The 24,436-nt window shown below is 70.9% G+C and carries 23 protein-coding genes; 9 read left to right on the top strand and 14 right to left on the bottom strand.

All coding sequences use genetic code 11. The features are described 5' to 3' along the window. The coding region (locus tag FLX08_RS36005) for an RloB family protein (protein WP_142624736.1) at positions 1-357 on the top strand (357 nt) is incomplete at its 5' end. A 215-nt stretch (positions 358-572) separates the two neighbouring features. On the opposite strand, the gene FLX08_RS36000 is transcribed toward FLX08_RS36005, so the two are convergent. Both FLX08_RS36000 and FLX08_RS35995 read right to left on the bottom strand, forming a co-directional pair. Then, positions 573-803: a DUF397 domain-containing protein gene (locus FLX08_RS36000; protein ID WP_142624735.1), complete on the bottom strand. Its 231-nt coding sequence runs from the start codon at positions 801-803 to the stop codon at positions 573-575. Next, a complete protein-coding gene (locus FLX08_RS35995) occupies positions 794-1,573 on the bottom strand; it encodes a helix-turn-helix domain-containing protein (protein ID WP_142624734.1) in 780 nt (259 codons plus the stop codon). The genes FLX08_RS36000 and FLX08_RS35995 overlap by 10 nt, the downstream gene beginning before the upstream one ends. A gap of 130 nt (positions 1,574-1,703) precedes the next feature. Here FLX08_RS35995 and FLX08_RS35990 point away from each other — a divergent pair, with 130 nt between their 5' ends. Next, positions 1,704-2,234 (top strand): ATP-binding protein, encoded by a 531-nt coding sequence (locus FLX08_RS35990; protein WP_167530705.1) that lies wholly within the window; start codon positions 1,704-1,706, stop codon positions 2,232-2,234. Between the two features lie 16 nt (positions 2,235-2,250). On the opposite strand, the gene FLX08_RS35985 is transcribed toward FLX08_RS35990, so the two are convergent. Further along, complete coding sequence (locus FLX08_RS35985) at positions 2,251-2,607, bottom strand: nucleotide pyrophosphohydrolase (RefSeq protein WP_142624732.1); 357 nt, start codon at positions 2,605-2,607, stop codon at positions 2,251-2,253. Between the two features lies 1 nt (position 2,608). Further along, positions 2,609-4,612: an N-6 DNA methylase gene (locus FLX08_RS35980; protein ID WP_208761882.1), complete on the bottom strand. Its 2,004-nt coding sequence runs from the start codon at positions 4,610-4,612 to the stop codon at positions 2,609-2,611. A gap of 146 nt (positions 4,613-4,758) precedes the next feature. On the opposite strand from FLX08_RS35980, the gene FLX08_RS35975 reads away from it, so the two are divergent. Together FLX08_RS35975 and FLX08_RS35970 are read left to right on the top strand one after the other, a co-directional pair. After that, positions 4,759-5,238 carry a PIN domain-containing protein gene (locus tag FLX08_RS35975; RefSeq protein ID WP_142624730.1) on the top strand — a complete coding sequence of 160 codons (480 nt, stop codon included), beginning with the start codon at positions 4,759-4,761 and terminating at the stop codon, positions 5,236-5,238. A 40-nt stretch (positions 5,239-5,278) separates the two neighbouring features. Next, the gene (locus FLX08_RS35970) at positions 5,279-6,889 is read left to right on the top strand and encodes a GMC family oxidoreductase (RefSeq protein ID WP_142624729.1); all 1,611 of its coding nucleotides are present in this window, start codon (positions 5,279-5,281) and stop codon (positions 6,887-6,889) included. 18 nt (positions 6,890-6,907) lie between these two features. Here the strand turns inward: FLX08_RS35970 and FLX08_RS35965 are convergent, their stop codons facing one another. The 6 genes from FLX08_RS35965 to FLX08_RS35940 all read right to left on the bottom strand — a co-directional run bounded on the left by FLX08_RS35965 (position 6,908) and on the right by FLX08_RS35940 (position 15,666). Continuing rightward, on the bottom strand, positions 6,908-7,234 hold the full coding sequence (locus FLX08_RS35965) for an RloB family protein (RefSeq protein WP_167530704.1): 327 nt from the start codon (positions 7,232-7,234) through the stop codon (positions 6,908-6,910). Positions 7,235-7,344: 110 nt separating this feature from the next. Then, a complete protein-coding gene (locus FLX08_RS35960; protein ID WP_244313135.1) occupies positions 7,345-8,622 on the bottom strand; it encodes an AAA family ATPase in 1,278 nt (425 codons plus the stop codon). Positions 8,623-8,731: 109 nt separating this feature from the next. Next, a complete protein-coding gene (treZ, locus tag FLX08_RS35955) occupies positions 8,732-10,429 on the bottom strand; it encodes a malto-oligosyltrehalose trehalohydrolase (RefSeq protein ID WP_142624727.1) in 1,698 nt (565 codons plus the stop codon). A gap of 19 nt (positions 10,430-10,448) precedes the next feature. After that, complete coding sequence (treY, locus tag FLX08_RS35950) at positions 10,449-12,659, bottom strand: malto-oligosyltrehalose synthase (protein ID WP_244313134.1); 2,211 nt, start codon at positions 12,657-12,659, stop codon at positions 10,449-10,451. 170 nt (positions 12,660-12,829) lie between these two features. Beyond that, entirely contained in the window at positions 12,830-14,989 is a 2,160-nt protein-coding gene (gene glgX, locus FLX08_RS35945; protein WP_142624725.1) for a glycogen debranching protein GlgX, read from the bottom strand. A gap of 305 nt (positions 14,990-15,294) precedes the next feature. Continuing rightward, the gene (locus FLX08_RS35940; protein WP_142624724.1) at positions 15,295-15,666 is read right to left on the bottom strand and encodes a winged helix-turn-helix transcriptional regulator; all 372 of its coding nucleotides are present in this window, start codon (positions 15,664-15,666) and stop codon (positions 15,295-15,297) included. Positions 15,667-15,741: 75 nt separating this feature from the next. Here FLX08_RS35940 and FLX08_RS35935 point away from each other — a divergent pair, with 75 nt between their 5' ends. Next, positions 15,742-16,599 (top strand): SDR family oxidoreductase, encoded by an 858-nt coding sequence (locus tag FLX08_RS35935; protein ID WP_142624723.1) that lies wholly within the window; start codon positions 15,742-15,744, stop codon positions 16,597-16,599. 94 nt (positions 16,600-16,693) lie between these two features. Here the strand turns inward: FLX08_RS35935 and FLX08_RS35930 are convergent, their stop codons facing one another. Further along, positions 16,694-18,019 (bottom strand): sensor histidine kinase, encoded by a 1,326-nt coding sequence (locus FLX08_RS35930; protein WP_142624722.1) that lies wholly within the window; start codon positions 18,017-18,019, stop codon positions 16,694-16,696. 25 nt (positions 18,020-18,044) lie between these two features. Then, entirely contained in the window at positions 18,045-18,728 is a 684-nt protein-coding gene (locus tag FLX08_RS35925; RefSeq protein WP_142624721.1) for a response regulator transcription factor, read from the bottom strand. A 157-nt stretch (positions 18,729-18,885) separates the two neighbouring features. On the opposite strand from FLX08_RS35925, the gene FLX08_RS35920 reads away from it, so the two are divergent. Continuing rightward, the gene (locus FLX08_RS35920) at positions 18,886-19,533 is read left to right on the top strand and encodes a hypothetical protein (protein ID WP_142624720.1); all 648 of its coding nucleotides are present in this window, start codon (positions 18,886-18,888) and stop codon (positions 19,531-19,533) included. Between the two features lie 19 nt (positions 19,534-19,552). On the opposite strand, the gene FLX08_RS35915 is transcribed toward FLX08_RS35920, so the two are convergent. Continuing rightward, positions 19,553-20,287, bottom strand: a complete 735-nt coding sequence (locus FLX08_RS35915) for a DUF305 domain-containing protein (protein WP_167530703.1) — start codon at positions 20,285-20,287, stop codon at positions 19,553-19,555. Positions 20,288-20,643: 356 nt separating this feature from the next. Here FLX08_RS35915 and FLX08_RS35910 point away from each other — a divergent pair, with 356 nt between their 5' ends. Beyond that, complete coding sequence (locus FLX08_RS35910; protein WP_142624718.1) at positions 20,644-21,648, top strand: LacI family DNA-binding transcriptional regulator; 1,005 nt, start codon at positions 20,644-20,646, stop codon at positions 21,646-21,648. Then, complete coding sequence (locus tag FLX08_RS35905; protein ID WP_208761881.1) at positions 21,635-23,107, top strand: serine/threonine-protein kinase; 1,473 nt, start codon at positions 21,635-21,637, stop codon at positions 23,105-23,107. The genes FLX08_RS35910 and FLX08_RS35905 overlap by 14 nt, the downstream gene beginning before the upstream one ends. A gap of 144 nt (positions 23,108-23,251) precedes the next feature. On the opposite strand, the gene FLX08_RS35900 is transcribed toward FLX08_RS35905, so the two are convergent. After that, the gene (locus tag FLX08_RS35900; RefSeq protein ID WP_142624716.1) at positions 23,252-23,842 is read right to left on the bottom strand and encodes a class I SAM-dependent methyltransferase; all 591 of its coding nucleotides are present in this window, start codon (positions 23,840-23,842) and stop codon (positions 23,252-23,254) included. A 157-nt stretch (positions 23,843-23,999) separates the two neighbouring features. On the opposite strand from FLX08_RS35900, the gene mscL reads away from it, so the two are divergent. Next, the gene (gene mscL, locus FLX08_RS35895; protein WP_142624715.1) at positions 24,000-24,428 is read left to right on the top strand and encodes a large conductance mechanosensitive channel protein MscL; all 429 of its coding nucleotides are present in this window, start codon (positions 24,000-24,002) and stop codon (positions 24,426-24,428) included. Positions 24,429-24,436: the final 8 nt, after the last annotated feature.

Raw genomic sequence — 24,436 nt, 5'->3', positions numbered from 1 at the left:
CCGTTCAACGCCGCGAAATCCTGGTATTCACCGAGGGACGGAAGACGGAAATCAGGTGATCGTCGTGATCGGAGACTTTCACGGCGGTCCACTGCAACTCGTCGAGGCGGCGCGTCATCGCAGGGAATCCGACCTTCGCGAGCAGAAGCGCGGGCGTGGCAGAGCTTCGATGAGTACTGGTGCGTTTTCGACGTCGACGAGCATCATTCCCTTGCCCGGGCCATCGAACTGGCGTCCCTGAACTCGATCAACATCGCGGTGTCGAACCCGTGCATCGACCGCTACGAGGCGCAGGATTCGGCGAAAGCACTCCTCGGTTGCGACAAGGTCCTCACGACGAGAGCCTGGAGCAACTGATCGAGCACCACGAGATAGCCATGAGCCGGGCCCAGGCTCTGGACCGCAAGCATGACGGCGACGGCTCGCCGTCCAGGTCGAATCCCAGCAGCGACGTCTGGCGCTTGGTCCAGCGCATCCGCCGGTCCACGACCCTGAACGAATAGCAAGGCACTGCTGTCCGCGGCCCGGATGAGGACCTCGTCACGGCACGGCGTACTGGACGGGCCGCGGCCTCAGGGGGCCGGCTCGAACTCGCCGGCGTGGACGCCGAGCAGGAACGCCTTCCACTCCTCAGGGGTGAAGAACAGCACGGGGCCGTCGGGGTCCTTTGAGTCCCGTACGGCGATCAACCGGCCGCTCTTGTGCTCGGGTCCGTCGCCATCGATCTCCGCCACCTCGACGCAGTCCCCGCCGTTGCTTCCCGAGTAGCTCGACTTGCGCCAGCGCGCCCGGCTCAGGTCCATCTCTCCTCCACTGTCTTTCTGATGAGGTCGGTGGACATGCTCAGCGGCAACGCCTCGGTGCGGATGGCTTCGAAGCACTCGATGGCTGCCGTGACGTCCTCTTGGTCGCTCGTAGTGAGGCCCCGGACGGCCGTCTCCATATAGACCAGATCGTTTCCTCCGTCCAGCGTCGCAATGGAGAACCCACCGAGCAAGCCCGAATGCATCCCATGCGGGACGACCTGAATGCTCAGCCTCGGGCCCACCATCGCCAGCAGGTGATGCAGTTGTTCGCGCATGACCAGCGCTGCCCCGATCGGCCGATGCAAAACGGCCTCGTCGATGACGCATCGGAGGATCGGAGGTGGCGGATCCTCACGGGTGAGGATCCGCTGACGGTCCAGCCGTGCGGCCACCGCCGTCTCGTCCCCCGACAACAGCACGCGGGCGTACGCCTCTGTCTGCAGCAGGCCCGGTATGACAAGCGGCTGATAGGAGCGAAGTGTGGTGGCGACCTGTTCCTTGTCGCGCCACTTGCCGAACCAGGAGGGGGACACCTGGCCCTTGCGCCAGTCGAGCAGGCGGTAGAGCGCGCCGCCTGTGGACAGCGCCTCGTCGCAGCACCGCGCGAACTCCGCACTGGCCGGAAGCTGGCCGGTCTCGATACCGCTGATCAGCGACTCGCTGAAATGCACCTTGTGGGCCAGCTGGGCCTGGGTCAGCCCCGCCGCCTGCCGGTAGTGCCGTAACTCTCTGCCCCATATCGCCTGTGGTGAGTAGACATCAACCACAACGCCCCCTTGTGTCGGAGTTCAACGAATGGACACGACCTTCAAATGTCGTTCTTGGTAACGAAATCGACACTTACAGTAGTCGTGAGCGGACAGTCTGGACATGGATTTCGACAACGGGAGTACGCCGATGACCGAGGCAATCGCGGCCCGCACGGTGCTGGCCCAATATCGCTATACGCCCGACCGCCTCGTCCCCGTCCTCGGCGAGAAATGGCTGCCCCGCGACACCCGCTGCGTCGCCTCGGCGCGGCGGTTCGTCCGAGATGCGGCCGCCGACTGGAACGCGGCCGATGGGGTCCCCGAGGTCGCCGAGCTCCTGGCGTCGGAGCTCATCACCAACGCGCTCATCCACGGCACGACCGGCGTCGGCGGAGCCTCGCCGGCGGGCACGGTCCGGGTCACGGTCAGCCGGGAGAACGACCTGCTCGTCGTGGACGTCCACGACCCCTGCCCCGAGCTCCCCCGGCTGCGGCGCGCCGGCGCGCTCGACCCGTACGGCCGGGGGCTCGCCATCGTCCAGGCATGCTCCCACCACTGGGGCTGGACCCTCACGCCGTACGGCAAGTCCGTCTGGTTCCAGCTCCTCGCCTGGCCGTCGCCCGCCAGGTGGCCGAAGGGATCGATGACGCCGCCCCCGCCTCGCCGCCCGGAGGCGTGACCGGGCGACGGGGACGTCACGAGGTCAGCGGGGGCGCCTTCCTGGCCGAGCCGCGGTAGGTCTCGGGATCGTAGCGGCGTTCGTTCTCGTCCAGCTTGGCGTTCGCCGCCTCGGCCAGGTCGACGCCCAGCGCGTCGGCCAGCCTGACCAGATACAACGTCACGTCCCCGAGCTCGGCGCGGACCCTGCGCAGGGCGTCCTCGCCGAGGTCGCACGACTCCTCGGCCGTCAGCCACTGGAACTCGGCGACCAGCTCCCCCGCCTCTCCGGCGAGGGCCATCGCCAGGTTCTTGGGCGTGTGGAACCTCTCCCAGTCGCGCTCGCGGACGAACTCGCGCAGCCGGGCGGCCAGGTGCTCCAGCTCACCGCTCACGTCAGCCGACCCTGCTCGGCGGCCGTACGGCGCCGTGGGCGAGGCCGTCGGCGACCAGCCTGACCAGGTCCTCGCCGAGCGTCGCCGCCTCCCGCAGGGCCGACCGGAAGTCGGCCAGGCGCCGGAACACCGCGCCATAGCGGCGTTGCTCCTCCAACGGCAGCAGCGGCAGCTCCGCACGCCGTACGTCCACGCGATAGCGCGAGGACATGGAGGTGTAGTGGCGGACGTTCACCGACGCGCAGAGGAAACCGGCCAGGAAGTCGGGGTCGAGCACCTCGGGATCGGGCCGCAGCAGGGACAGGTAGGGGCCGAGCAGGGCGTCGCCCTTCGTCACCACCCGCGCGACCGGGACGGCGACGACCTGCGGCACCACGACGTCGCCGGGCCGCGTGACGATCGGCCGGGCTCCGGCCTGTTCCCAGGATCCCGTCGCGGGCCGGTCCGCCAGCACGTCCTCGACGGTGAGCACCGGCGCCCCCCGGAGAGGTTTCTCTCCCGGCCGGGCCGGTGTCTGCTGCTCGACCACGAGCATGCCGCGCCGCACCAGCTCGGGCAGCGGGGCCAGGGCGAGCTCGTCCGCCGGCGCCGCCGCGACGGACGGCAGCAGCCGGGCGACGGTCCCCAGCAGCTCGTCGAGCCGGGAGCGGGCTTCGGCGATGCGCTCCGGTGACAGGTCGTCGGCGGCGGTGGACAGGTAGCGGGCGGGCGTGAGGTCCACGTCGTCGTCGAGCAGATCGACGAGCGGGACCGACCTGCTGACGCCCGGCTCGTCCAGCTCGCGACCGGCGCTGAACTCGCGCCAGGCCGCGGCGGCCACCCCGGCGTAGTCGTGCGGTCTGCCGGAGGTGTCGACCATCAGCACCTGACTCGGCGTGCCGCCCTCGGGCGGCGGGCACAGGATCCACAGCGTCAGGCCGACCGCCACGTTGGGCACGGCGCCCTGCGGGAGCGCGATGACCGCGCGCAATGCGCCGCGCCGCAGCAGCTGAGACCTGATCCGGCGGCCCGATCTGCGGGAGGCGACGGCTGGAGGCATGAGGAGCACGGCCACGCCTCTCGGCGCCAGGTGGGCGAGCGCGTGCTGCACCCAGGCCAGCTCCGGCTCCACGCGCGGCGGCAGGCCGTACTCCCACCGGGGGTCGGCCGTCAGCTCCTCGTAACCCCAGTTGCGGTCGTTGAACGGCGGGTTGCACACCACCGCGTCCACCAGCTCGCCCGGGAAGGCGTCCGCGCGCAGGGAGTCTCCCGCCCTGATCCGCGCGGTGTCGCAGCGCAGCGCGAGCCGTACGGCGGCGAGCCGGGCGGCCACGGGATCAGCGTCCTGGCCGAGCAGCCGGGCCCCCGGCGAGCGTTCGAGCGCGCGGCCGAGGATGCGGCCCGAGCCGCAGGCCGGGTCGAGCAGAGAGCGGAACCCGTCGCCCACGAGGTCGAGCGTCAGCGTCACGATCTCGGCGGGGGTGGAGTAGACGCGCCGGGTGTGCACCTCGAAGTACCGCTCACGCAGGAACTCGAAGGTGTCGCGGGCGCCGCGTTCGGCGGCCAGGCGGGCGATCGAGCGGACCAGCGGCACACGGGTCACCGGAACGGTCTCGGGGAACGCCTCCGCGCTGACGGTCTCCGCGCACGCGGCGCGCACCCGGGCCGGAAGCTCCCGCGCCACCTCCTCGTCGGCCCCGGCCGAGAGCCTGGCCCAGTCGTCGGCCTCGTGCTGCACGTACACCAGGAAGGCCCCGAGGTCGGCGATCAGGTCGGCGAGATCGTCGTCGTCGACGGTGGTGCGCAGGTCCTGCCAGAGCCATTCGTCCGGGGGAAGGTCCCTGCCCTCGGTGTGGCCGCGCAGCCACTCACGGATCTCCGCGAGAGAGAAGGCCGGGCTGGTGGACGTGCCTCCCACGGGCTCGGGAAAGTCGTCGTGCCTGCGCCGCCAGTTGCTGACCGCCGCACGTCCCACGCCGGCCAGGCGGGCGATGTCCGCCGCGGTGACGTGTACGTCTCGCCGCACGCCGCTCCGCCTTCCGCCGGTTCTTCGATCCGACCGGACGATATCCGATGCCCCGGACATGGGCAACGTCCCGCCAAGGTCTGGTTGATTGTGTCAACACATGCTCTAATGGACGCCTGGAGTCGGCATGGAAGGGAGCAAGGATCGTGAGCACCCCCATCACTCGCCTCAGGTCACTGCGTCGCGGGCGCGCGATCCATCTCCTGGACATCGAGAACCTGACCGGATCTCCCCTGCCGACCACCCATGACGTACGGCGGGTGATGAGCACCTACCAGCGGACGGTGCCGGTCGGGCCGCTCGACCAGTTCATCGTGGCGGTCAACCACAACGCGCTCGTCTCCGTGGGAATCGTGCTGCGCGGGGTGCAGTTGCTGGCCCGTTCGGGCCCGGACGGCGCCGACCACGCCCTCGACGACGCGGCCCGTACGACCCGGGTGGACCTGCGGTTCGAGCGGGCGGTGATCGGGTCGGGCGACGGCTACTTCGCCGACCTCGCCCTCTGGCTGGCGGGCCGCGGCCTGCACGTGACCGTCGTCGCCCAGCGCACCTGCCTGAGCTGGCGGCTCTACACCGCCGTCCCCGACACCGTCACCTTCGAACTGCCCGCCGCCCAGGCCGCCTAGAGATCTGTCCTCACCGGAGCCGCGTGGGCAAGATGGGGGCATGATCGACTATTTGGTGATCGGGGCCGGTTCGGCCGGATGTGTCCTGGCGAACCGGCTGTCGGAGGATCCCGCCGTCCGCGTGCTGCTCGTCGAGGCGGGCGGCGCCGACCGCCACCCGCTCTACCAGGTGCCCAAGGGGTTCGGGAAGCTGTTCGACGATCCGCGGAAGGTCTGGCACTACCGGACACAGCCGTTCGGTCCCGACGGGCAGGCCGAGATCTGGCCGCGCGGGCGGGTGCTCGGCGGGTCGAGCTCCATCAACGGCATGGTGTACAACCGCGGCCACCGCGCCGACTACGACGAGCTCGTACGGCTCGGCAACCCCGGCTGGGGCTGGGACACGATTCTGCCGATCTTCCGGGCGATGGAGGACAACGCCCTGGGCGCCACGGCGACGCGCGGGGCGGGCGGGCCGCTGCACGTGTCCCCTCCGCGTGACCCCGATCCGCTCTGCGACGAGATGATCGCATCCGGCGCCGCACTCGGCCTGACCGCGATGCCGGACGTCAACGAGTCCGACGACGAACGGGTCGGCCACGCGATGGCGACCATCAAGGACGGGCGGCGGTTCAGCGCGGCCCGGGCCTTCCTCCACCCCGTACGCCACCGGAGCAACCTCACCGTCGTGACCGGGACGACGGTGACCGGGCTGCTGTTCGACGGCGACAAGGTCGTCGGGGTCACCGCCCGGGACGCCGGCGGCGCCACCGTCGAATATCGGGCGGCCCGGGAGGTCGTCCTGGCGCTGGGCAGCCTGGGCACGCCGAAGCTGCTGCAGTCGTCCGGCATCGGCCCCGCGGAGGTGCTGCGGGCGGCCGGCGTGGAGGTCCGGCTGGACCGGCCGATGGTCGGCGCCCGCATGCGCGAGCACCGGTGCCTGGCGCTGAAGTTCCGCCTGAAGGACGACCTGGGCTACAACCGCATGCTGTCCACGCCGTTGCGGCAGGGCCTCACCGCACTGCGCTACCTGATGAACCACAGGGGCCCGCTCGCCGCTCCGGCCTACGACGTGATCGCCTTCCTCAAGACCCGTCCCGAGCTGGACCGGCCGGACGCCCAGCTGCTGATGGGGCCGTGGTCGGTGGCGACCTACCGGGCGGGCGAGACGGTCGCGGTCGAGCGGCAACCGGGGGTCTCGGTCGTCGCCGAGATCCTCCGCCCGACGGCGGAGGGCAGCGTGGCCATCACCTCCGCCGACCCCGCCGCGCCGCTCCACATCGAGCCCAACTACTTCGGCTCGGAGCACGACCGGCAGGTCGGCGTCGACCTGTTCCGCCGCATGCGCGAATACTTCGCCCAGGAGCCCATCGCGGGACGGCTGGCGTCCGAGACGTTTCCCGGTCCCGGGGTCGGCTCGGACGAGGAGATCATCGACGCGGCGCTCGGCGGCGGCTACTGCGGCTACCACGCGATGGGCACCTGCGCCATGGGCCCGCACGACGACGACGTGGTCGACGCGCGGCTGCGCGTGAGAGGCCTCGACAACCTGCGGATCGTCGACTGCTCGGTGCTGCCCACGATGATCTCGGGCAACCTCAACGGCCCCATCATGGCGATGGCCTGGCACGCCGCCGACCTCATCCTCGACAAGGCCTTACCAAAGGCCTGATCAGTAGATGCACATGTCTCAGGCGATTCCCAGCGCGACCAGCAGCCGCCACACGTCGGTGGACGGATGGGAAAATGCGAGCTCGATCCGGGACTCAGCCGCCGCTTTGATCGCCTGGGGGATGTCGTCCCAGCGATCGCGGTCGAAGAGCGCCCATGCCTCGTCTTCCGCGGCGGCTGCTCTGGCTGCTTCCACAACCTGGGACGGGGTCATCCCGTTCTTCCGGTAGACCGGCTGAATACGAAAGGGCTGCCGTTCCCGGCCGTCACCGTCGCCGAACTGCTCGTTCAGATACTGCAAATAGTCCGGTTCCGTCGATTCGCCCTCGCATGCCACGTACAGCACGCGCACTTCCCGCCTACGCGACCCGAGCCTGCGCGTGAGCGGGCGCTCGTCGTCCAGCCGGCCGCGTCTCCTGCGTGCTCTCTGCTCCCTGCCGTCCTCTATGCGCCTGCTCACGCCGTCGCCTTCGCCTCCTGCCGGGCAACCTCGCGCGCGACCTCACCCGCCGTCACACGCGGAATCCCACCGTAACGGCCTCGGAGATAACCGCGCTCAAGGTTCTCCTCCTTGCGCGGCTTCACCTCGCTCAACGGGTACAGCTCGGTCTCCCCCGAGCGCTTCTTGGTGGTGATCCACACCTGGTCCCGGCCGAGTGGGCGGTCGAGCACCGCACCGCCGAGCAGGGTCGCGTCGTGCGTCGTGAACAGCAGTTGCGCGCCACGAGGGTTGGCATCGGGATCTTGGAAGACGCGCACGACCTCCGCCGCGAGCGTGGGATGCAGGCTCGAATCCAGTTCGTCGACCACGAGCACCGACCCCTGATCCAACGCGCTGAGCATGGGGCCCAGGAAGACGAACCAGGCATGCGTGCCCAGGGATTCTTCCGAATAGAAGTCGAGAGGGACCTCGCCCCCATCCGGCGTACAGTGCCAGAGTCTGATCTCGCCGGTCTCCGGGTCCGTGTCGAGCCTGGTGATCCCCAGATCGGCCGACCGCAGGAGATCGGCGATCCGTGCGTGATAGCGATCCGTGAACTCCGGGTTCGTCAGCAGATTACGTGTCGGGTACGGCCGGGACTTGCGGATTCTTCCCGGCCAGACAGTCCGCAGGCCGCGCAGAAACCACCGATGGATCGCGGACAACTGAGGATCGTTGAACGTGACGCCGGTGGACAGGAACAGCGCGTTGGGCCGGGTGAACTTCACCAGAGCATCGCGTTCGCCCTTGAAGCCCTCTCCCTTGAAGACGAACTCCCCGCCTTCCGATACGGGCCGAGCCGCCTCGCGGTCGAACCAGACGTTCCGGCGGCCGTGTGGGTAGGCGTGCAACCATTCCGCTTCCACCCGCTCATCCGACAACTCGAAGCCGTAGGTATAGCGGATCGGCTCCCGGCCGAGCATGAGGTCGACTTCGAAGAGGGTCGTTTTCTCGCGTGACTCGGCGTCGAGTTTGAACGGCTCCCGGGGCACCGCCTCCGGCGACTTCGCCCAGTCGGCGAACGAGTTCCGCACCGCCTCTCTCATCGCCAGAAGCGCGCTGAGCAGGTTGGACTTCCCCGAGGCATTGGCTCCGAAGACGCCCACAACGGGCTGCGCCAGGACATCACGCCCTCGGTGGCGGAGGCCGGTCGGCCGTGCCGTCCCCTCGTCGAACTCCGTGGCGATGAGCGACAGCTCCTGCTCATCTCTTATGGATCGGTGATTGGCCACCCGAAAGCGGAGCAGCACCACGATCTCCCCATCGACGCCTGGCGTCTACTCGTCATCTGCGTTTTCATGCAGGTTCTCTGCACGAGCAAGCCTATGACAGCGCTTCTGAGGACGCCAGATTGCGGGGCTGTCAGACCTCCAGGACGGCCAGGGAGCGGGCGGGGAGGTCGAGGACGTGGCCGGTCAGGCGGGCGGAGTCGTCGGAGGCGAGCAGGAGCCGCGACGCGGCCAGCCGTACGGGCACCGGGCAGTCGGCGAAGTTGGCGGCGATCCGCAGCGAGCCGCGTTCGATCACCACGACGCGGCGGTCCTCGTCCACCTCGACCCGCACCCGGTCGAGGCGGGGATCGGTGAGGTCGGGACGCGACTTGCGCAGCGCGATCAGGTCGCGATACCAGCCCAGCAGCGCGGCGTGCTGGCCCTTGGCCGGCTCCTCCCAGTCGAGCTTCGAGCTCAGGAAGGTCGTCTCGTCGCCCGGCTCGGGGGCCTTCCAGTCGTAGCCGAAGCCCTCGAACTCCTTCCTGCGCCGTTCGCCCTCGCCCGCGGCCAGGTGCGGCTCGAAGTGGTCGGTGAAGAAGTAGAACGGCGTGGTCGCCCCCCACTCCTCGCCCATGAACAGCATCGGCGTGAACGGCGAGGTCAGCAGCAGCCCGGAGGCGAGGCGGAGCTGCTCGGGCCGCATGCGGTCGCCTTCGGGCCGGTTGCCGATCTGGTCGTGGTTCTGTGCGCAGCAGACGAACCGGTGGCCGGGCACCCCGGTCGCCGGCCTGCCGTGCGAACGGCCGCGGAACGACGAGTAGGTGCCGTCGTGGAAATAGCCGGACGTGAGCACCTTGGCCAGGGACGACAGCGTGGCGAAGTCGCCGTAGTAGGCGTTGCTCTCCCCCGTGACGTTCGCGTGGACGGCGTGGTGGACGTCGTCGTTCCAGGCCGCGTGCATGCCGAGGCCGCCGGCCTCGCGCGGGGTGACCATGCGGGGGTCGTTGAGGTCCGACTCGGCGATGAGCGTCAGCGGACGGCCCACGGCGGCCGACAGCGTGTCGACCTCGGCCGACAGCTCCTCCAGGAAGTGGACGGCACGCTTGTCGTGCAGGGCGTGCACGGCGTCGAGGCGCAGCCCGTCGACGTGGTAGTCGCGCAGCCACTGCAGGGCGTTCTCGATGAAGTAGCGCCGCACCTCGTCCGAGCCGGGCCCGTCGAGGTTGACCGCGTCGCCCCAGTAGGACCCCTTCGCGTCGTGGAAGTAGGGCCCGAACTTGGCCAGGTAGTTGCCGGACGGCCCGAGGTGGTTGTAGACGACGTCGAGGATCACGCCGAGACCGGCCCGGTGGCAGGCGTCCACCAGGCTCTTGAGCCCGTCGGGCCCGCCGTACTCCTCGAAGACCGCGTAGAGGTCCACGCCGTCGTAGCCCCAGTTGCGCCTTCCCGGCACGGGCGGCACCGGCATGATCTCGACGAAGTCGACGCCGAGCTCCACCAGATGGCCGAGCCGGTCGGCCACCCCCTGGAAGGTGCCCTCGGGCGAGAACGTGCCGATGTGCAGCTCGTAGATCACCCCGCCGCGCAGGTCGCGCCCGTGCCAGCTCTGGTCGGTCCAGGCGAACCTGTCGTGGTGGTAGACCCGGCTCGGGCCGTTCACCCCGTACGGCTGCCGCCGCGTGCGGGGATCGGGGAACGGCCCGTCGCCGTCCACCCAGAAGGCGTAGTCGAGGTCGTGCTCGTCGCCGGGGGCGGTCCACCGCCCGCCCTCGCCCCGCGCCATCGCGTGCCGGGCGCCCCCGTGCTCGACCTCGACCCGCGCCGCCACCGGCGCCCACACCTCGAACATGTGTCGTCTCCCCCGCTGATCAGGATTCGAGAATCGCGACCGGACAGGCCGACAGCAGGCCGCCCATCCGCACCTCGCCGGCGTGCTCGGCGCCGGTGAGCAGGTCGCGCCAGCGCCCCGGCGGCAGCGTGATGGTCTCACTCCCCCAGCCGCCCCTGCGCTCCAGCCCGACCGGCAGCCGGGTCGCGACCACGACGGCGGCGGTCCCCTGCCCGGGGACGCCCCGCGTGAACGCGACCGCGTGCTCCCCCGCCTCGACCGGCGCGTACGGCGCCTCGGGGCCGAGCCGCGTGCGCAGGTGCAGAGCGGCGGCGGTGACGCGGATCTTCTGGCCGTCCCAGCTGTCGTCGGGCTCGGCGAGCAGCCGGCGGCGCCGTTCGAAGTCCACCGGCCGCCGGTTGTCCGGGTCGACCAGCGAGAAGTCGGTGATCTCGTTGCCCTGGTAGACGTCGGGGATGCCCGGCATGAGGAGCTGGACGGCCTTCTGCCCCAGCGAGTTGACCCGGGCGTAGCGGTCCACGACCTCGGTGAACGCGGCGACCGAGTAGCCGCAGGCGTCGATGGCCCGCCGGGCGAAGTCCCTGACGCCCTCCTCGTACGCCGGGTCGGGGTTCAGCCAGGAGACGGACGTCTTGGCCTCGCGCGCCGCCTTCAGCAGATAGTCGGTGAAACGGTCGAGCGGGATCGGCCAGGCCGCCATCAGCGACTGCCAGGCGAGGTAGTCGAGCCTGGGGTCGAACGACACGGCCGCCGCCCAGGAGCCGACGGCCATCGCCCACTCCTCGGGCAGCTCCGACAGCACCGCGAGCCGGGCGCGCACGTCCTCCGACCGCTTGGTGTCGTGGGTCGACAGCGTGGTCATCGTCCGCGGCGGCAGCCCGGCGCAGAACGCGTGGAACTCGGCGGGCGACACCCCGAACCTGTCGGGCTCCCCGCCGACCTCGTTGAGGCAGGCCAGCGGATACCACCGATAGAGCGCGGTGTCCTCCACGCCCTTGGCCATCACCGGCCCGCACGTCTGCTGGAAGCGGGTGACCGCCTCCGGCGGGCCGTACAGGACGAGGTCGGCCACCTTGGCCACCGCGGCGGGGTCGGTCCTGGTGGCCGCCAGGGCCGCGGCCTGCTCGATGATCGCCTCTGACTCGGCGGACGGCTGCTCGCCCGGGTTCACGTACGCCCGATAGACGGGCATCGCGGCCAGCAGCTCCACGACGGCCTCGCGCAGCGCCGGATCGCCGAGATCGTCGGTCAGCCGGTCGATCTCGCCGGAGAAGAACAGGTCGATCACGTACTTCTTGGAGTCGTGGCGCACGGTCTCGTAGTCGTCGCGCACGCCGGTGTGCCGGCCGAACGTCTCGATCAGCGCGTCGCGGCCGGCCGGGTCGACGAACAGCCGGGTGACCATGTTGAGCGCGTCATATCCGGTGGTGCCGTCGCACGGCCAGTCGGCGGGCAGCCGTTCGCCGTCGATGAGGATCTTCTCCACCCACAGCGGTCCGGGCACGTGGGGGCGCAGCCGCCGCAGGTAGCCGCGGGGGTCGGCCAGGCCGTCGGGGTGGTCGACGCGCAGCCCGTGGATCAGCCCCTCCTCGATGAGGCGGAAGGTGACGGCGTGGGTGGCCTCGAAGACCTCGGGGTCCTCCACGCGCAGGCCCATCAGCGACGAGACGTCGAAGAACCGCCGATAGCCGGGGCTGTCCCGCCAGTGGGCCAGCCTGTAGTGCTGGGCCTCCAGCAGCTCCGGCAGCGGCAGGTGCTCGGTGCCGGGCCTGATCGGGAACGCGTGGCCGTGATAACGCAGCACCCTGCCACCCGCGGCGCCGTCGATGCGCAGCGCCTCGCCGGCGTCGTCGCCGAGCACGGGCAGGGTGACCGGCCACTGGAAGTCGAACCACCGGGAGGCCGGCGACCCCGGCCCGTCGCGCAGCGCCGCCCAGAGCTGGGCGTTGTCCGACTCGGGCACCGGCACCGTCATGTGGTTGGGCACGATGTCGGAGATCAGGGGCATGCCCTCGGCCGCCAACGCCCGCAGGCCCTCCTCGCCGCCGAACTCCTCACGTAGGCGGCCGTGGTCGGTCACGTCGTAGCCGTGCTGCGACTCCCGGCACGACTGGAGGATCGGCGACAGATAGAGGTGGCCCACCCCCAGGTCGCGGAGATATCCGACGAGGCTCGCGGCCTGGGCGAATCCGAAGCCGGGCGTCAGCTGCACCCGATAGGTAGAAGTCACCGAACCGCCTTTCACAGCGCGTTTCCGGAGGTCGTGTTCATAGTGCACGGCACGGGCGCGCCCCTGCCACCAGCGCGTCGGGCAGGAGGAGCGCCCATCGCGGCTCCCCTCCTGCCCGGTGTGCCAGGGACTAACGGCCGAAGCGCACTCTATTCGGGCATCGGCGCTGGTCAGACACTTCCCAGCCCCGGCCGGACCCTGCGCAGCACCCGCACCGACCGGCCGCTCACGGGCACGGCCTCGCCGGCCCGGCACACACGCGACTCGCGCATCACCGGCATCGCCGTGTCCAGGTCGGTGGCCCACAGCTCGCCGTAGTCGTCCGGGATCGTGAACTTGATGACCTCGTGGTGGGCGTTGAACAGCAGCAGGAAGGAGTCGTCGCTGATCCGCCGGCCGCGCCGGTCGGGCTCGGTGATGGAGTCGCCGTTCAGGAACACCGCCAGCGCCTTGGCGTAGCCGTTCGTCCAGTCGGCGTCGGTCATCTCCGTGCCGGACGGCGTGAGCCAGGCGATGTCGCTCAGCTCGTCGTGCGATCCGCGTACGGGCCGGCCGTAGAAGAAGCGGCGGCGGCGGAAGACCGGGTGGTCGCGGCGCAGCCGGGCCAGGCGCCGGGTGAAGTCGAGGAGCTGGCGCTTCTCCCTGGTTCCCGCGTCGGCCCTCGCGCCGGCGTCCAGGGTCGCGCCCCAGTCGACCCAGCTGATCTCGTTGTCCTGGCAGTAGGAGTTGTTGTTGCCCTGCTGGGTGCGGCCGATCTCGTCGCCGTGCGACAGCATCGGCACGCCCTGCGACAGGAACAGCGTGGCCAGGAAGTTGCGCTTCTGCCGCTCGCGGAGCTGGGCGACCGGGCCGGTGGCCGGGCCCTCCACCCCGCAGTTCCAGGAGCGGTTGTCGTCGGCGCCGTCGCGGTTGTCCTCGCCGTTGGCCTCGTTGTGCTTGTCGTTGTACGACACGAGGTCCTGGAGCGTGAACCCGTCGTGGCAGGTGACGAAGTTGATCGACGCGGCGGGGCGGCGGCTGTCGTCCTGGTAGAGGTCGCTCGACCCGGTGAGGCGGCCGGCGAACTCCGGCAGCGCGGCGGGCTCGCCCCGCCACATGTCGCGGATCGTGTCGCGGTAGCGGCCGTTCCATTCGGTCCAGCGGGCCGGGAAGTTGCCGACCTGGTAGCCGCCGGGGCCGACGTCCCACGGCTCGGCGATGAGCTTGACCTGCGACAGCACCGGGTCCTGCTGCACGAGGTCGAAGAACGCGCTCAGCCGGTCGACCTCGTGCAGCTCGCGGGCGAGGGAGGCCGCGAGGTCGAAGCGGAAGCCGTCCACGTGCATGTCGCGCACCCAGTAGCGCAGCGAGTCCATGATCAGCTGCAGCGCGTGCGGGCTGCGCATCAGCAGACTGTTGCCGGTGCCGGTGGTGTCCATGTAGTAGCGCCGGTCGTCCTCGACCAGGCGGTAGTAGTTGGCGTTGTCGATGCCCCGCATCGACAGGGTCGGGCCCAGGTGGTTGCCCTCCGCCGTGTGGTTGTAGACGACGTCGAGGATCACCTCGATGCCCGCCTCGTGCAGGGCCTTCACCATCGCCTTGAACTCCAGCACCTGCCCGCCGCGCTGCCCCGAGCTGGAGTAGGCGTTGTGCGGCGCGAAGAAGCCGATCGTGTTGTAGCCCCAGTAGTTGGACAGCCCGCGCTTCTCCAGCATGTGGTCGGTCACGAACTGGTGCACCGGCATGAGCTCGATCGCGGTCACGCCGAGCGAGGTGAGGTGGTCGATGATCTCGGGGTGGCCCAGGGCCGCGTACGTACCCCGGATCCGCTCGGGGATCTTCGGGTGGCTGATCGTCAGGCCGCGCACGTGCGCCTCGTAGATCACCGTGTCGTGGTACGGCGTGGCCGGCGGCCGGTCGTGTCCCCAGCCGAAGAAGGGGTTGACGACGATCGACCTCGGCACGTAGGGCGCCGAGTCGCTGTCGTCCCGGCTGTCCGGCTCGCCGAAGCGGTAGCCGTACACCGCCTGGTCCCACTGCACCGAGCCCTCCACCGCCTTGGCGTACGGGTCCAGCAGCAGCTTGCCGGGGTTGCAGCGCAGGCCGTCGGCGGGCGAGTAGGGCCCGTGGACGCGGTAGCCGTACCGCTGGCCCGGCCCCACACCGGGCAGGTAGCAGTGCCAGACGAAGCCGTCCACCTCGCTCAGCGTGACGCGCTCCTCGTTGCCGTCGTCGTCGAACAGGCACAGCTCGACGCGCTCGGCCACCTCCGAGAAGAGCGAGAAGTTGGTGCCCGCGCCGTCGTACGTCGCCCCGAGCGGATAGGAATCCCCCGGCCAGATCTCCCTCACTGGACCTCCTCGCCCTCCGGCTCGGCGGTCGCGCCGGGAAGGTCCCGGAGCCCACCGGCTCTATGGTCGCGCCCGCTCACGGCCCGGCCGGTCCCGGGAACCCCGCGCGCGGGATCGTGGTGCTGAATGTCGTTCACAAGACATCGTGCCTGCCCGGAAATGGCTTCGACAGTCTCGCCACGTTAACTGCGTGTATGGCAACGGGTTGAACCGCCCATCGGCGAGCAAAGCACCGGTGACCTGCGCCGACTCGCGGCGGCGTCCTTAGCGGCGCTGAAGGCCGGCGAGTCCCGTGGCGCTCCCGGTCAGCGTCCCTCGTGGCGAAGGCGGGCCGCGACGACGTCGGGCATGCGCTCCTCCGTCCAGGCGATGAGGGGAAGCAGGCGCTCGGCGGCCTCGCGGCCGAGCGGGGTGAGGCTGTATTCGACCCGGGGCGGGATCGTGTGCTCGGCCTCGCGCAGCACGATGCCGTCGCGTTCGAGTGCCTGGAGGGTCTGGGACAGCATCTTCTCGCTCACCCCGTCGACGCGGCGGCGCAGCGCGTTGAAGCGGTACGGCGCCTCGTACAGGGCCGCGAGCGCCAGGATCGCCCACCGGCCGGTGATCGTCTCCAGCACCGAACGCGACGTGCACTTCCGCGAGAAGACATCGGCGACGAAGTCCTCGAACTCCTCCATGCCGCAAGCTTACGCTCCCGAAGTACTTTCTGATAGAAAGCACTAACCAAAGGAAAGCGCTGTGGAGGAGAAACCATGATCGTCGTGACCGGAGCCTCCGGACACCTCGGCCGTCTGGTCGTCGAGGAGCTCGCCGGGCACGTGCCCGCCTCGCACATCGTGGCGGCGGTGCGCAGCCCGCAGAAGGCGGCCGACCTGGCCGAGCGCGGCGTCCAGGTGCGCGAGGCCGACTACGACCGTCCCGACACGCTCGGACCGGCGTTCAAGGGCGCCGCCAAGGTCCTGCTCATCTCCGGCAGCGAGGTCGGCCGGCGCGTCGGCCAGCACAAGGCCGTGGTGGACGCCGCGAAGGCCGCCGGTGTGGAGCTGCTCGCCTACACCAGCATCCTGCACGCCGACACCACCCCGCTGGGCCTCGCGCCCGAGCACAAGGCGACCGAGGAGTACATCCGCGCGAGCGGGGTGCCCTTCGCGTTCCTGCGCAACGGCTGGTATCACGAGAACTACGTCGCGACGGCCCGGCAGGCCGTGCAGAGCGGCGTCATCGCGGGCAGCGCGCGCGACGGCCGCGTCGCCTCGGCGGCGCGCGCCGACTTCGCCGCCGCCGCGGCCGCGGTCCTGACCGGTGACGGCCACCGCAGCGCGGTGTACGAGCTGACGGGCGACGTCGCCTGGAGCCTGCCCGAGCTGGCCGCCCTGGTCTCCGAGCTGTCCGGCGCGCCGGTCGAATATCGGGACCTGCCCGTCGCCGAGTACGCCAAGATCCTGGAGGCGCACGGCCTGCCCGAGCCGGTCGCGGCGATGTTCGCCCAGACCGACGCCGGTATCGCCGACGGCTGGCTCGGCGCCACCCCCGGCGACCTGTCCCGCCTCATCGGCCGGCCGGCCACGCCGCTGCGCGACACCCTCGCGGAGGCCCTGAAGAACGCGTGATCACCCGCCCGGCTTCTCTTCGGTTGCGGTCCCCCGAATTCGCCTCGCGACAGGAGGAGTTTTCGGACGATCGGCGGACGATCCCGGCAGAAGGTCAGGAGTGGGAGCCGTGGGCCCGGGTGCGCCGCAGCAGGCGGCGACGCGGGCCCGCGGCCCGGCCGTCGGTGTGCAGCCACAGGTTGACGCCGGTGCCCCCGAGCGCCGAGGGCTCGATCCGCACCCCGCCGCCCGTCGACTCGGCCAGCCGCCGGGCGATGTCGAGACCGAGCCCGGTCGAGCCGGCCCCGCTGTTGCCCCGCCGCAGCGCCTTCTCGGGATCGGGGATGCCCGGGCCCGCGTCGGCGACGAGGATGCCGACCATGCCGCTCCCCCGGTGCAGGGTGACGCGGAAGGCCGTGCCCTGCGGCGTGTGACGGAAGACGTTGCCGAGCAGCGCGTCGACCACCGCGCCGAGGTCTGCCGCGGCGACCGGCACCGGGCTCGGCTCGTCGGCGCCGACGAGCTGCCACGGCCGCGCCTGGTCCTCGGCCAGCGCCGACCAGAAGGCGAGCCGTTCCCGGAGCACGAGCGCGGCGTCGCATCCCGCCGGCACCGCCCTGGACGGCCGCCGGGAGGCCTCGATGATCTCGTCGACCGCCCGTTCGAGCCGGTCGATGGCGAGCCTGCGCTGCTCGGCCTCGGGTCCGGTGCCGCCCAGGTTGAGCCGCAACGCGGTCAGCGGGGTGCGCAGCCGGTGCGACAGGTCGGCGGCGAGCTCGCGCTCGGCCGCGAGCAGTCCCGCGACCTGGTCGGCCATCGCGTTGAACGCGCGCCCGGCGGCCACCAGCTCGGGCGGGCCGTCAGGGGCGATGCGCACCGTCAGGTCGCCCGCCCCGAGGGCCGCCGCCGCCTGCCCGAGCCTGCGGGCCGCCCGCACCACCCGGGCTCCGAGCCGGTCGGCCACCACCACCGACCCCACCACCAGGGTGACCGCGACGCCGGTCAGCACCGCCCAGGAGGTGGACACGCCCTTCCTCGCGTCGGCCTCGGGCGCGTACACCTCGATGACGGCCCACCGCCCGTCGCCCAGCGCGACCGGCCTGAGCAGGACGTATCCCTTGCCGACCGGCACGGTCCTGGCCCTTTCCGCGGCGCTCGCGACGTCGGCCGCCGTGACCCGGGAACGGCCCACCGTACGCCCGTCCGGGAGGTGGACGGCCAGGCGCGAGGTCCCCGCCGGGGTGCTGGCCAGCGCGCGCTCCAGCGCGGCGGCGTCGTCGGTCACCACGAGGGCGGGCACGATCGTGGCGGCCTGGCGCTCGGCGTCCGCGAGCGCGCGGCTCTCGGCGATCTCCTTCACCGCCACGGCCAGCGGGATGAGGAAGGCCAGCGCGACCATCGCCGTCACGGCCACCGCCACCAGGGCCAGGCTCCGTCTCACCGCCGCTCCCGCTCAGGACCTGGGTTCAGCCCTCTGCAGGGGGGCTGAGGCGCACGCCGACGCCCCGCACCGTGTGCAGATAGCGGGGCCGGGAGGCGCTCTCGCCGAGCTTGCGCCGCAGCCAGGACAGGTGGACGTCGATCGTCTGGTCGTCCCCGTACGACTGCCGCCACACCTCCGCCAGCAGCTCCCTGCGCGAGATCACACGGTCGGGACGGGCGGCGAGGTAGGCCAGCAGGTCGAACTCCCGGCGGGTGAGATCGAGCGGCGCACCGTCCAGGCGGGCCTCCCTGCGGTCGGCGTCGACCACCAGGCCGCCGACCCGCGCGACCGACGACGGCGCCCCGGGCCTGGCCCGGCGCAGCACGGCCTCAAGCCGGGCGTTGAGGTGGTCGCCGGAGAACGGTTTGACCAGGTAGTCGTCCGCGCCGTCGCGCAGCAGTCGGACGATCTCGGCCTCGTCGTCCCGCGCGGTGGCCACGATGACCGGCACGTCGGAGATCGCGCGGAGCATCTTCAGCGCCTCCGCGCCGTCGAGGTCGGGCAGCCCCAGATCGAGGACGACCACGTCGGGGGCGACGTGGGCGATCTCTCGCAGGGCGTCGAGCGCCCGGCCCGCGCTGCGGACCGCGTGGCTGCGCCCGGTCAGGTCGCGGATGATCGCGGATCGGACGAACTCGTCGTCCTCAACCACCAGAACGGTCGCCATGGGGCAGAAACGTACACTCCCGCCCGGCACGGCGTCCCGGGAAGAGCGATCCGAAACACGCGGCTTTATGGCTATTTAAGGCATGCACAAATGAGTAGAGGTTGCCCGAAAAAGAACCGGGCGCCAATTCCGATCACGGGCTAGAGTGATCGGCCACATGAGAAGGACCGCCGGTTATGTGATCGCCTGGTGCGGGGCCACCGCCGTCGCCGTCGGCGTGTCCTGGCTCGGCGTGCGCGACGTGTTGCGCAGCGCGATCCTCGACGAGGCTCCCCTCGCTCCCGTGGTGGCCGTCGCCGCGCCCCCGTCCGCCTCGCCGGGCGCCCCCACGCCGGACGGCGAAGCCTCCGGCGGCCCGTCCGGGAAGCCGTCCACGGAACCATCCCCGGAGCCGTCCGCGCAGCCGTCCCGACCGCGGCCCTCCGGCGGCGCGACACCCGGCCGGCCGTCCCCCTCCCGGCCTGCCGCCACTCCGGTGCGGACCACGCGGACCTCCCCGGCGCCGCGCCCGGCCCGTGCCACGCGGCCGGCGCGGTCGACGGAGTCATCGCCCGCCCCCCGGCAGCGCAAGGCCACCGGCGGGGAGAGCCTGCACACGTTCACGCTGAAGGGCGGCCGGGCGACGATCGCGGTGACGTCCACGGACTGCCACGTGGTGACGGCGGCCCCGAACGACGGCTACGAGGTCAAGGTCTGGGAGGAGGACCAGTGGCTGCGGGTCGCGTTCCTCAGGGACGCCCATGAGTCGTCGGCGTTCTGCACCTGGAACGCCCTGCCCCCCAGGCTCGACACGTACGAGAACTGAGGGGTCCCGGCGGCAGGGCTCAGTCGAGCAGGTCGCGGTATTTCTTGAGCTCCTTGACCTCGGCGCCCAGCGCGGTGACGGTGGCGGTGGCCAGCGCCTTGGCGCCGTCGAAGGAGCCGTCGGCCTGCTCGGTCCGGGCGAGCTTGATCGCGCCGTTGTCGTGCTCGATCATCAGCGTCACGTACTTCCGGTCGAAGGAGGGGCCGTTCAGCTTGGCCAGCGCCTCGATCTCGGCCCGCGTCTGCGTGCCCGGCATCGCGTGGTCGCGCGGCAGGGGCTCCGCGCCCCACATGTCGAGCCAGCCCTTGAACGTGCGGATGTCGGTGTCGCGGGCCGTGGCGACCTTCGCCGCGAACTGCCCGACCCACGGGTCGCCCGCCCGGGTCTGCGCGAGCCTGGCCATCTCCAGGGCCTGGAGGTGGTGCGGGACCATCTTCCGGGCGAACGCCACGTCGGCGGCCTTGCTCCCGCCGGGCTGCTGCGCCGCGCCGGTCTCGTCCGGCGTCGCGGCGGCCTCGGAGGTTTCGGTGGCGTCGGGGCTCGGCGTGGCCTCCGTCGCGGTCTCCGTCGTGGGCGTCGTCTCGGGCGTAGCAGCGGGCGAGGCGGCCGCCTGCCCCACCGGAGCCGGTGAGGCGGCCTCGCCCGCCAGGTCCGGGGTTCCGCATCCGGCGAGCAGGGCCGCCGCGAGCACGCCCGTTAATGTTCCCGTCACACGGACCGTGGCGGCGGGGAGGCGGCGGATAGTGGTCGTCACTGGAAGCCTTTCCGGTTCTGCTCGGGGACGGCCGCGACGCCCGCCGGGGCCCGGCGCGAGCGGGTCCGTCCGTGATCCCTTGCCGCAGGACCCTACCGCCGGGCGGTTCCGGCCGCCCTCGCGCGGCGTTTCGGCATATTTACGGTGATTATCGGACAAGCTGGGCATCGCGTGTCAAAATTCCCATTCACTTCCCTGGATCACCCCTGTGCTCTAGCCTCCAACTGTGCCAAACAGGAGCGAAACTCTACGAAAGGTTTCACACCGAGGAAACCTCTGTTGACACGAGCGAAACAGTGATACTTTCGCTTGGGAGCGCTCCCAAGCCGTGTGAACCTTCGGGCCGAGGAGACCGGATGGCCGATCTTCCCACCCTCGCAGAGGTAGCCGCCGCAGCCGGCGTCTCCCCGGCAACAGCTTCCCGGGTCTTGACCGGCTCGGTACGCGTGACCACGTCGACCCGCCGACAAGTCCACGACGCGATGTCGCGTCTGGGCTATGTACGGCGCCGCGCCCCCCGGGGATCCGCGGGCAGGCGGGCCGAGCAGATCATCGCCGCGGTCGTCTGCGAGCACAGTCCACGCCTTTTCACCGAGCCGTTCTACGCCAGGCTCCTGTCCGCCTGCGAGGAGGTGCTGACGACGCACGGGGTCCCCATGGTCGTGATGACCGCGACCCCTGCGACCGCCTCCATCGCCGCACCGCCGCTGGTCGCGGGCGCCGTCGACGGCGTCCTGCTGATCGGGGCACGCGCGCGGCACCCCCTCGCGGTCACGCTGGCGGCCTCGGGCGTCCCCGTGCGCTGTGCCGGGCGGCCGCCAGACGGCATCGACCTCCCGTTCGTCGACATGGACAACCGTGACGGCGGACGGCAGGCGGCCGAGCACCTGCTGCTCAGCAACCGCAAGCACATCGCCACCATCGCCGGGCCGCCGACCCTGCCGGCCGCGCGCGACCGGCTGGAGGGCTTCCGGCAGACGCTTCGCGACGCCGGTGTGCTCGACATGCCGGTGGCGTACGGCGACTTCACCCATGCGTCGGGCGCGCACGCCATGCAGTGGCTGCTGCAACGGGCGCCGCACCTCGACGCCGTGTTCGCGGCGTCGGACGTGATGGCGGCCGGGGCGATGCAGACACTGCGCCGCGCCGGGCGGAAGGTGCCGGACGACGTGGCCGTCATCGGATACGACGACGCGCCCGTGGCCAGGCACACCTCCCCGACGCTGACCACCGTGAGGCAGCCCGTCGAGGAAATGGCCACGCTCGCCGCACGACTGCTTCTCATGACACTCGGGGACGGGGACAATCCCAAGGGCAATCCGGTGCTGCCCACGGAACTGGTGGTTCGTGAATCGGCCTGAGCTTCGAGAAGGCGACGTCCTGACCCGTCGCTATCTGCTCCAGGAGCGGATAGCGACGGGCGGGATGTCGGTCATTTGGCGCGCCTTCGACCAGTCACTCCAGCGCCTGGTCGCGATCAAGGTGCTGGACGGCTCGCTCGGCGACGACAATCCCGGACGGGAACTCATGCGCCGGGAGGCCAGGGCCACGGCCCGGCTGATCCACCCGGACGCGATCGAGGTCTACGACTACGGCGAGACGGTCACGAACGGCGGCAGACTGGCGTCCTTCGTGGTCATGCGCCTGCTGGAGGGCCGGTCGCTGGCCGACCGGATCATCGAGGGGCCGCTGCCCTGGGCCGAGGCGGTGGAGATCGCCGCCGGGCTGGCGAAGGTGCTGGCCGCGGCGCACGACCGGGGCATCGTCCACCGCGACGTCACCCCGGAGAACGTGCTGCTCGCCGACGACGGGCCCAAGCTGCTCGACTTCGGGATCGCCGCGTTCATCGGCGAGGCCGACGACCAGCTCGTCGCCGACTTCGGCACCCCGCCGTACGTCGCACCCGAGCGGTTGAAGGGGAAGACGGCCGACCCGGCCGTGGACGTCTACGCGCTCGGCGTGCTGCTGTTCGAGATGCTCACGGGCGCGCTGCCTTACCCGGAGAAGACCTGGGAGGCCATCGAGGCGGCACGGCGGGAGGGCCCGCCGCCGACCCCTGAAGGGGTGCCCGGCCTGCCGCAGGAGGTCGCCGACCTGTGCCGGCGCTGCCTGTGCCCCGACCCGGTCGACCGGCCCAGCGCGCGGGCCGTCGCCGCCGCGCTGACCTCGATGAAGAAGCCGCCCGGCCCTCGCGGGGCCGGCTGGGGAGCCACCGCCGTCGGGGCAGCCGCCCTTGGCGGCATTCTGTGGTTCACCCAGGCACAGGGCCCCGAGGTCGGAGCCGTCACCGTCCTGCCCACCCCCTCGCCCGCGCAGTCGCAGGTCACCGCCTCGCCGCCGCCGCAGGCCGCGGCCGTGGCCGAACCCCGGCACACCGTCGCCCCCGTCGCCGACCCCCTGGGTACGGCAGGGCCGGGCAGGCACCGCCCCTCCCCCTCGGTGAAGGTCAAGGTCGTCAAGAAGGAGCGCCACGCCGGCGACACCGTGCGGCAGCCGAAGACCTCGGCCACGCGTAAGGCCGACGTGGCGCCGCTGCCGCTGGCCACCACGGCCGCGCCGATGCGGGTCGACACCGCGGTCCGGCAGTTCAACCTGCTCGTGGACGGCGCGGAGGCCACCCACGACATCGACGACGACGTCGCGCTCGACCTCAAGCAGGTGCTGCGCAACGCCGTCGGCAACGGCGAGGGACTGGCCGCCATACGCACCAAGGTCGAGGTCCGCTATCAGGAGGGACGTCTGCCGCTCACGCTGAAGGGGGAACTGCTGGCCGCGCTCGGCCGGGTTGAAGCCGCTCTCATCGAGGCCAGCGATACCTAAAGTGGGAGCGCTCCCAGAACAACCCTCTGTTGAGTTCTGTCAGGACCGAAAGTCCAGCGGTGTCCGTTAACCGGTCAACCTGGGACCGAAATCATCTTCTGCTGCCGGAGGGCCGGCCGACGAAGCCCAGCCCCCGGACGGTTGTCAGATCCGTTTGATCGTGGCGAGCCACGCGGGTGCGCCGTCGTCGTGGTATCTCGTGTGAACCCGATCCGGCTCGACGGCCACGACATCCCATCCGCCGACCGCGGCGAACGGCCCCCTCAGCTCTTCCTCGCCGACCGGATGCGGGCCGGTGCCGGGAGCCCTGTCACTGAAGCACAGCACGAACGCGGTGCCGCCGCGCTCGGTCACCGACGCCAGGCTCGACACGTATCCGAGGCGCTCGTCGCCGTCGAAAGTGTGGAACAGCCCGCAGTCGAGCACCGTCTCGAACCCGCGCCCCAAGCGCTCCAGGTGGAGGGCGTCGGCCACGGCGAACTCGGCCTCGATCCCCCGCTCGCCGGCCTTCGCCCGCGCTCTCGCCAATGCCGTCTCGGCCACGTCGATCCCCAGAACCGGCAGTCCCAGCGCGGCGACGTGCAGGGCGTTCTCCCCGCTGCCGCAGCCCGCGTCGAGAACCGCTCCGGCGAATCGGCCCTCGGCCGCCAGACGTACGATCGCCGGCTGCGGACCTCCGATGTCCCACGGCGCGGGGCCGTCGTGATACGACGCGTCCCACGGCAGCCCCGTCATCCGTTCATGACTGGTCGGAGGCCGCTCACCGAACGAATTGCCGGCGGGGCTTTCCGATCGCTCGGACATCGTCGTCCCCTTCCGCGCATAGGTCTTTACAGATCCGTACGGGTCACACCCTTGCATGGGGAAGGTAAAACAGATAGGCCGTTGCCCCATGAGCGGATTCAAGAAGTTCCTCATGCGGGGCAATCTGGTGGAGCTCGCCGTCGCCGTGGTCGTGGGCGCGACGTTCAGCGGGCTCATCCAGGCCCTCGTAGAGGACCTGATCACCCCCCTGATCGCGGCCGTCACCGGCGGGAGGCAACCCGACTTCTCCAGCTTCACGTTCACCGTCAACGGCGCGGTGTTCAAGTATGGCGACTTCGTCAACCACCTGTTGACATTCCTGATCATCGCCGCCGTCATCTACTGGCTGGTCGTCCTGCCGATGACCCGTTTCCTGAGCCTCTTCGACACCAAGAAGGAGGCCACCGAGAAGAAGTGCCCCGAGTGCCTGTCCGACATCCCCGTCGACGCCAGGCGCTGCGCCTTCTGCACCGCCGAACTGTCCACCGTCGCCGCCGTCGAGAAGCCCCCTGTCTGACCTCTCCA

Origin of the sequence: Microbispora hainanensis, assembly GCF_006874475.1 — a bacterium.
In the GTDB taxonomy this organism is placed as follows: Bacteria; Actinomycetota; Actinomycetes; order Streptosporangiales; family Streptosporangiaceae; genus Microbispora; species Microbispora hainanensis.
The sequence above is the reverse complement of the archived record's forward strand: the minus strand, read 5'-3'. Positions and strand labels throughout refer to the sequence as shown.